The following is a 6,319-nucleotide window of genomic DNA, read 5'->3' as shown; positions in this document are numbered from 1 at the left end:
TTGTCGCTCTTGATTGCCCTGCTTCAAATCCGGCCGAAGCCGGTCGCCGCTTAGGGCTCGGATTGTTCACGGTCGACGATTTGATGCGGTAGTCGCCTATGAGCGGTCAAAACGAACGCAGCTGGTTCGCCGATCGACCAAACGGCGAGCGCACTGTGCTTTGCTCAGACCGCCACCGAGTGCCTCGCCGTTCCCCCTTTGAAATATGTATCGAACTTGGCCGCGATGGTTCGAATGAAGGGGCGACTTTCAGTCCGTACGAGGAAACTGTCACCATCGAATTCAAGCGCTCGGGCAGGATCGTGGAGTGCGATGGACCTCGAGCGATGAAGGAGCTGCTCGCCGGCTTTGCCGAACCGCTCCACCAGGTCGACTGCCGAGAAGGCAAAATCACACATCAGCCGCTCGATGATCCAGCCACGGACGCGATCGTCGTCGGAAAGGGCAACGCCGCGGACGGCAGCCAACCCGCCATCCGCAACCATGCGCCCGTACCCGGCAGTCGAAGCCATGTTCTGCACGTAGCCTTGGCGAAAACGACCGATGGACGAAGGGCCAAGTCCGATCAGTGTCGGGCAGCGATCCTCAGTGTAGCCCTGAAAATTGCGATGCAAAACCCCTGCGCGGGCCGCTATGGCCAGCGCATCGTCGGGCTTCGCGAAATGATCGAGTCCTATTGCCTCATATCCCTTGGCGACAATTGCCCGCGCCGCGAGTTGAGATTGGGCGAAACGCTCAGTGGGACTCGGCAGCCATGCCTCGTCGATCATCGTCTGATGCTTCTTGAACCAGGGCACATGTGCGTAGCCGAACAGGGCCATCCGGTCTGGCTCCAAGGTCAGTGCCTGCGCCACCGTGGAACAGATCGTCTCGCGTGTCTGATTCGGGAGCCCGTAGAGCAGGTCCAGATTGACCGATTCGACGCCCCGCGAACGAACCCCGTCGACGACTGCCTTGGTCTGCAAAAAACTCTGCTCACGATTAATTGCTTTTTGCACTTGCGGATCGAAATCCTGCACGCCGAGGCTCGCCCGCGTTACGCCGATTTGAGCAAGTGCATCAAGGCGCGCCTTGTCCATGTCGTTGGTTTCGATTTCGATGCTGACCGTAGCATCCGGGAGAAGGTCGAAGCTGTCCCGCAAGGCCGCTCCAAGAGCAACCATATCATCGGGCCTCAGAATAGTTGGCGAACCGCCACCGAAGTGGATTGCACGGACATGTGCCTTGCCGCTCACCAGACCGGCAATCGTGACGATTTCGGCATTCAGCGAGCGCAGATAAGCGGCCACCGGCTCATATTGGTGCGTCTGCTTGGTGTGGCAGGCGCAGAACCAGCAGAGCTTGTCGCAGTAAGGAATGTGCAGGTACAGCGAGATTTCGTCGCCGCTTTCCAGCGTCTCCAACCAGCCACGGTAAATGGCAGCATCGATCCCCGAATGGAAATGCGGCGCCGTCGGATAGCTGGTGTAGCGTGGGACGTTCTCGCTGAGTTTGACAGCTATTTCCGATTGCATCTCGCGTTCACCGTGTTGCCCGCCGGAACACTGCACGCATCGCTGAAGCAGACCCTGATCTCGATCAGCCGCGCTCATGGACAAACCGCCGCAGGATTTCTCTACCCTGGATGGGTATCCTGCCGGCAGTTAGGATCGGGTAAGGCGAACGCATGACCTTTCGGCAAGACATTCATAGTTCCGGCATTCCTGTTCTTTGCTTCCCTTGCGAGGCACGGCGTCGCGGTGTCTGCGGTGCGCTCGATCCAGACAATTTGGTTGGGCTCGCCAAGACTTGCTCGCGTCGCCGGATCGAGTCAGGAATGGAGTTGACCGGCGAGGCACAGAACGTCGACAGCTACTCCAACGTGCTTTCAGGCGTGGTAAAGCTATCAAAGAGCCTGTCGGATGGGCGCCAGCAGATCGTCGGTCTCCAGTTTGCACCGGATTTTCTGGGACGTCCTTTCAAGGAGGAAAGCTCGATCAATGCGGAAGCGGCAACAGCAGTCACGCTGTGTTCGTTTCCGCGAGCGGCCGTCGAACGGATGATGAAGGCGTCACGGGAATTCGAGCATCGCCTGCTCAAACAGACGCTGAATGAACTCGATGAGGCGCGCGAGTGGATGGTGACGCTGGGGCGCAAGACAGCTCCGGAAAAGGTGGCGACTTTTCTCCTCATGATGGCCCGGAATATCGATTCCAGTCTCGATGCGGCTTCCGGGTCGGCCTCCTTCGATCTGCCGCTGACGCGTGCCGAAATGTCTGATTTCCTTGGAATCACCAGCGAGACCGTGAGCCGCCAACTGACGCGATTGCGGGCTGACGGGGTGATTCGGATTGAGAACGCACGCCATGTGACGGTGGACAGCATAAGCCGTCTGGAGAAGCGCTGTGGCGGCGGACGCGAGCGGCCCTAAGCGGCGAGGCCATGTCGCATGACTCCGGGGCGGGCCGTGTTTGCCTTTTAATGCGATGTCGCCGCGCCTTCGACGAAGCGGCGTCACGGTTGTCGAGACAAACAGCTTTCGGGCTTTGATAGGAACGTGACCAATCGCCAGGTGTGTTTCGGCACATACCGGCGAAGCATGGTCCTTAATCTGCCACGGCTCGGCGGAACGATCGCGTTCGTTTCCAATGGGATCCGAACAACGTTTGGCAGGGCATCGGCAATAGCATCCAACGCGCGCAGAGCCTCAGCTTTCGCCTCAGCGATCGCGTCTGCGCCCGCCCAACCCAGGGAACGCCTTCCATGAGGGAGTGAGCCCGCGCTGCGTTCCTCGTTCATTCGCCACCTGCTGATTGCGCCGCACAAAATCGTGCGGCCTGACATAGATCAGGGCGAGGGGGCGGCGGCTGCGCGATTAGTGCGCTGCGGATTTGGCATCCACCAGATTCGAGATCGGGATCTGCAATGAAATTCGGCACAGAGATCGTCCTTCTAAGCGTGTTCGCTTTTGCGGCCCTGGTGGCCGCCGGCTTCGGCGTGGATGAACCTTTCCGCCGACACATGTGGGTGTTGTTCTTCGCAGTGGCTGGTTTCACTGCGATCCTGTTGCGCAACACGGAGTTCAGGCCAGCAGCTCCGATTGACCCATCCGCTTACATGGATGGTCCGATCCGCTACGGCGCGATCGCCACCGTGTTCTGGGGTGTCGTCGGCATGCTGGTCGGCGTGGTGATCGCGCTGCAGCTCGCCTACCCCGATCTCAACATCCAGCCCTGGTTCAATTTCGGTCGTTTGCGGCCGTTGCACACATCCGGTGTCGTTTTCGCCTTCGGCGGCAACGCGCTGCTTTGCACGTCTCTGTATGTCGTGCAGCGCACCTGCCGCGCGCGCCTCTTCGGCCGTGATCTCGCCTGGTTCGTCTTCTGGGGCTACCAGCTGTTCATCGTCATGGCCGCGACCGGCTACCTGCTCGGCATCACCGAGGGCCGCGAGTACGCCGAACCCGAATGGTATGTGGATGTCTGGCTGACCATCGTCTGGGTCGCCTACCTCATTCTGTTCCTTGGCACGATCCTGAAGCGCAAGGAACCGCATATCTACGTGGCCAACTGGTTCTACCTGTCGTTCATCGTGACCATCGCGATGCTGCATGTGGTCAACAACCTGTCCATACCAGTCTCGTTCCCGGGCTCCAAGAGCTACTCCGCCTTTTCAGGGGTCCAGGACGCCTTGACGCAATGGTGGTACGGCCACAACGCGGTCGGCTTCTTTCTCACCGCCGGCTTCCTCGGCATGATGTATTATTTCGTGCCCAAGCAGGCGAACCGGCCAGTCTATTCGTACCGGCTGTCGATCGTCCATTTCTGGGCTATCATCTTTCTCTACATCTGGGCCGGGCCGCATCACCTGCACTACACCGCCTTGCCCGATTGGGCGCAGACGCTCGGCATGGTGTTCTCGATCATGCTGTGGATGCCGTCCTGGGGCGGCATGATCAACGGCCTGATGACGCTGTCCGGCGCCTGGGACAAGCTGCGCACCGATCCGATCATCCGCATGATGGTGATGGCCGTCGCCTTCTATGGCATGTCGACCTTCGAAGGCCCCATCATGGCGATCCGGGCGGTCAATTCGCTGTCGCATTATACCGACTGGACCATCGGGCACGTCCATTCGGGTGCGCTCGGCTGGGTCGGCATGATCTCGTTCGGCGCGATCTACTACATGGTCCCGAAGCTCTGGAACCGTCAACGGCTCTACTCGCTGAGGCTCGTCACCTGGCACTTCTGGCTGGCGACACTCGGGATCGTCGTCTACGCCGCGGTGATGTGGGTGTCCGGCATCATGCAGGGCCTGATGTGGCGCGAATATGGCGAGCAGGGCTTCCTGGTCTACTCCTTCGCCGAAACCGTCGCCGCCATGCACCCCTACTATGTCCTGCGCGCCATCGGCGGCGCCATGTACCTCTCCGGCGCCCTGATCATGGCCTGGAACATCACCAGGACCATCCTCGGCCACCAGCGCGAGGAGGAGCCGATGCCGAGCCCCGTCGCCATCCGACCTGCGCGATCAGGAGCCAGGTAATGGGCTTGATGGACAAACACGCAATCATCGAGAAGAACGCCACGCTTCTTCTCGTTGGCTCGCTGCTCGTGGTGACGGTCGGCGGCATCGTCGAGATCGCGCCTCTCTTCTATCTCGACAACACGATCGAGAAGGTGGAAGGCATGCGCCCCTATTCGCCGCTCGAACTTGTCGGGCGCAACATCTATATGCGCGAGGGCTGCTACCTCTGTCATAGCCAGATGATCAGGCCGTTCCGCGACGAAGTTGAGCGCTATGGCCACTACAGCCTGGCTGCCGAGTCCATGTACGATCACCCCTTCCAGTGGGGATCGAAGCGCACCGGGCCGGATCTCGCCAGAGTTGGCGACCGCTACTCGAATGCATGGCATGTCGCGCATCTTACCGACCCGCGCTCGGTGGTGCCGGAATCGATCATGCCGAGCTATGGGTTCCTGAAAGACACGCCGATCGACGTGAAGGATTTCTCGACGCATCTGGTCGCCAACAGGCTTGTAGCCGTCCCTTACACCGATGACATGATCGCCCACGCCAATGCGGATCTGGCGGCGCAGGCCGATCCCAATGCCGACACATCAGGCCTTGAGGCGCGTTACCCAAAAGCCAAGATCGGCGACTTCGACGGCAACCCGCAACAGGTCACCGAAATGGATGCCCTGCTCGCCTACCTGCAGATGCTTGGCACACTGGTCGACTTCAAAAATTACGACGAAGCCGCCGGCTACCGCTGAGGAGAACGCTGATGACCTACAATTTGATGCGGGCGTTTGCCGACAGCTGGGGCCTGGTTGCGATGGCGCTGTTCTTCGTGGGGTGCATCGCCTTTGCCCTACGCCCCGGCAGCCGAAGGCTGGCCGACGAAGCGGCCCGCATTCCGCTCGAGGACGAGTGATCATGAGCGACGAGCATATCGATGAAATCTCTGGCGTCTCGACCACCGGCCACGAATGGGATGGTATCCGGGAGCTGAACAACCCGCTTCCCAGATGGTGGGTTATCACTTTTTACGTCACCATTGTCTGGGCGATAGGCTACACCATTGCCTATCCAGCATGGCCTCTGTTGCACTCGGCGACAACGGGTGTGCTCGGCTATTCCAGCCGCAACGAGGTCAGGAACGAGCTGACCGCGGCTGAGGCCGCCAAGGGCAAATATATCTCGGCGGTGGAGTCCAAGAGCGTCTCGGAAATCGCCGCGGACGACGGCCTGCGCGAATTCGCAATCGCCGCCGGTGGCGCCGCTTTCAAGGTCAATTGCGTACAATGTCATGGCTCCGGCGCCCAGGGTTCCAAGGGCTTTCCCAATCTCAACGACGACGACTGGCTGTGGGGCGGCAAGGCCGAGCAGATCCAGCAGACGATTACGCACGGCATCCGCTTCGCATCCGATCCGGACACGCGCCTGTCGGAAATGCCGGCCTTCGGCGACATCATTACCGCCGACCAGATCGCACAAGTCAGCGCCTACGTGGCCAGCCTTTCCGGCAAGGTCCGCGATGCAAGTCTGATCCAACCCGGCGCCAAGGTCTTTGCCGAGAATTGCGTGGCCTGTCACGGCGACAATGCAAAAGGCAACAGGGAATTCGGCGCCCCCGACCTGACCGATGCGATCTGGCTCTATGGATCCGGTGAGACAGCCATCGCCGCACAGGTCCGTGCGCCAAAACAGGGCGTCATGCCGGCCTGGGTTGGCCGTCTCGGCGAGATCAAGGTCAAGGAACTTGCAGTTTATGTCCATTCGCTTGGCGGCGGAGAATAGGAATGGAAGGTCCTATTCTTCGGTCCCCCCTGCCAAG

The 6,319-nt window shown here is 60.2% G+C and carries 6 protein-coding genes; 5 read left to right on the top strand and 1 reads right to left on the bottom strand.

What is annotated here, in order from left to right:
• Positions 1-164 precede the first annotated feature (164 nt).
• Positions 165-1,514, bottom strand: coding sequence for an oxygen-independent coproporphyrinogen III oxidase (hemN, locus tag P9273_RS28145; RefSeq protein ID WP_063169226.1), 1,350 nt, complete (start codon positions 1,512-1,514; stop codon positions 165-167).
• 152 nt (positions 1,515-1,666) lie between these two features.
• Between hemN and P9273_RS28140 the strand changes: the two genes are divergently transcribed.
• From P9273_RS28140 to ccoP, 5 genes are all read left to right on the top strand, one after another.
• A complete protein-coding gene (locus P9273_RS28140) occupies positions 1,667-2,410 on the top strand; it encodes a Crp/Fnr family transcriptional regulator (protein WP_024502861.1) in 744 nt (247 codons plus the stop codon).
• A 494-nt stretch (positions 2,411-2,904) separates the two neighbouring features.
• Positions 2,905-4,524: a cytochrome-c oxidase, cbb3-type subunit I gene (gene ccoN / locus P9273_RS28135; RefSeq protein WP_063169225.1), complete on the top strand. Its 1,620-nt coding sequence runs from the start codon at positions 2,905-2,907 to the stop codon at positions 4,522-4,524.
• Complete coding sequence (ccoO, locus tag P9273_RS28130) at positions 4,524-5,255, top strand: cytochrome-c oxidase, cbb3-type subunit II (RefSeq protein WP_063169224.1); 732 nt, start codon at positions 4,524-4,526, stop codon at positions 5,253-5,255. The genes ccoN and ccoO overlap by 1 nt, the downstream gene beginning before the upstream one ends.
• An 11-nt stretch (positions 5,256-5,266) precedes the next feature.
• Positions 5,267-5,416, top strand: coding sequence for a cbb3-type cytochrome c oxidase subunit 3 (locus tag P9273_RS28125; protein ID WP_024502864.1), 150 nt, complete (start codon positions 5,267-5,269; stop codon positions 5,414-5,416).
• A gap of 2 nt (positions 5,417-5,418) precedes the next feature.
• On the top strand, positions 5,419-6,282 hold the full coding sequence (gene ccoP, locus P9273_RS28120; RefSeq protein ID WP_063169223.1) for a cytochrome-c oxidase, cbb3-type subunit III: 864 nt from the start codon (positions 5,419-5,421) through the stop codon (positions 6,280-6,282).
• The last annotated feature ends 37 nt before the right edge of the window (positions 6,283-6,319 follow it).

Origin of the sequence: Mesorhizobium sp. WSM4935 (assembly GCF_029625735.1) — a bacterium.
Lineage (GTDB): Bacteria > Pseudomonadota > Alphaproteobacteria > Rhizobiales > Rhizobiaceae > Mesorhizobium.
This window is presented reverse-complemented; position numbering and strand designations above follow the sequence as displayed.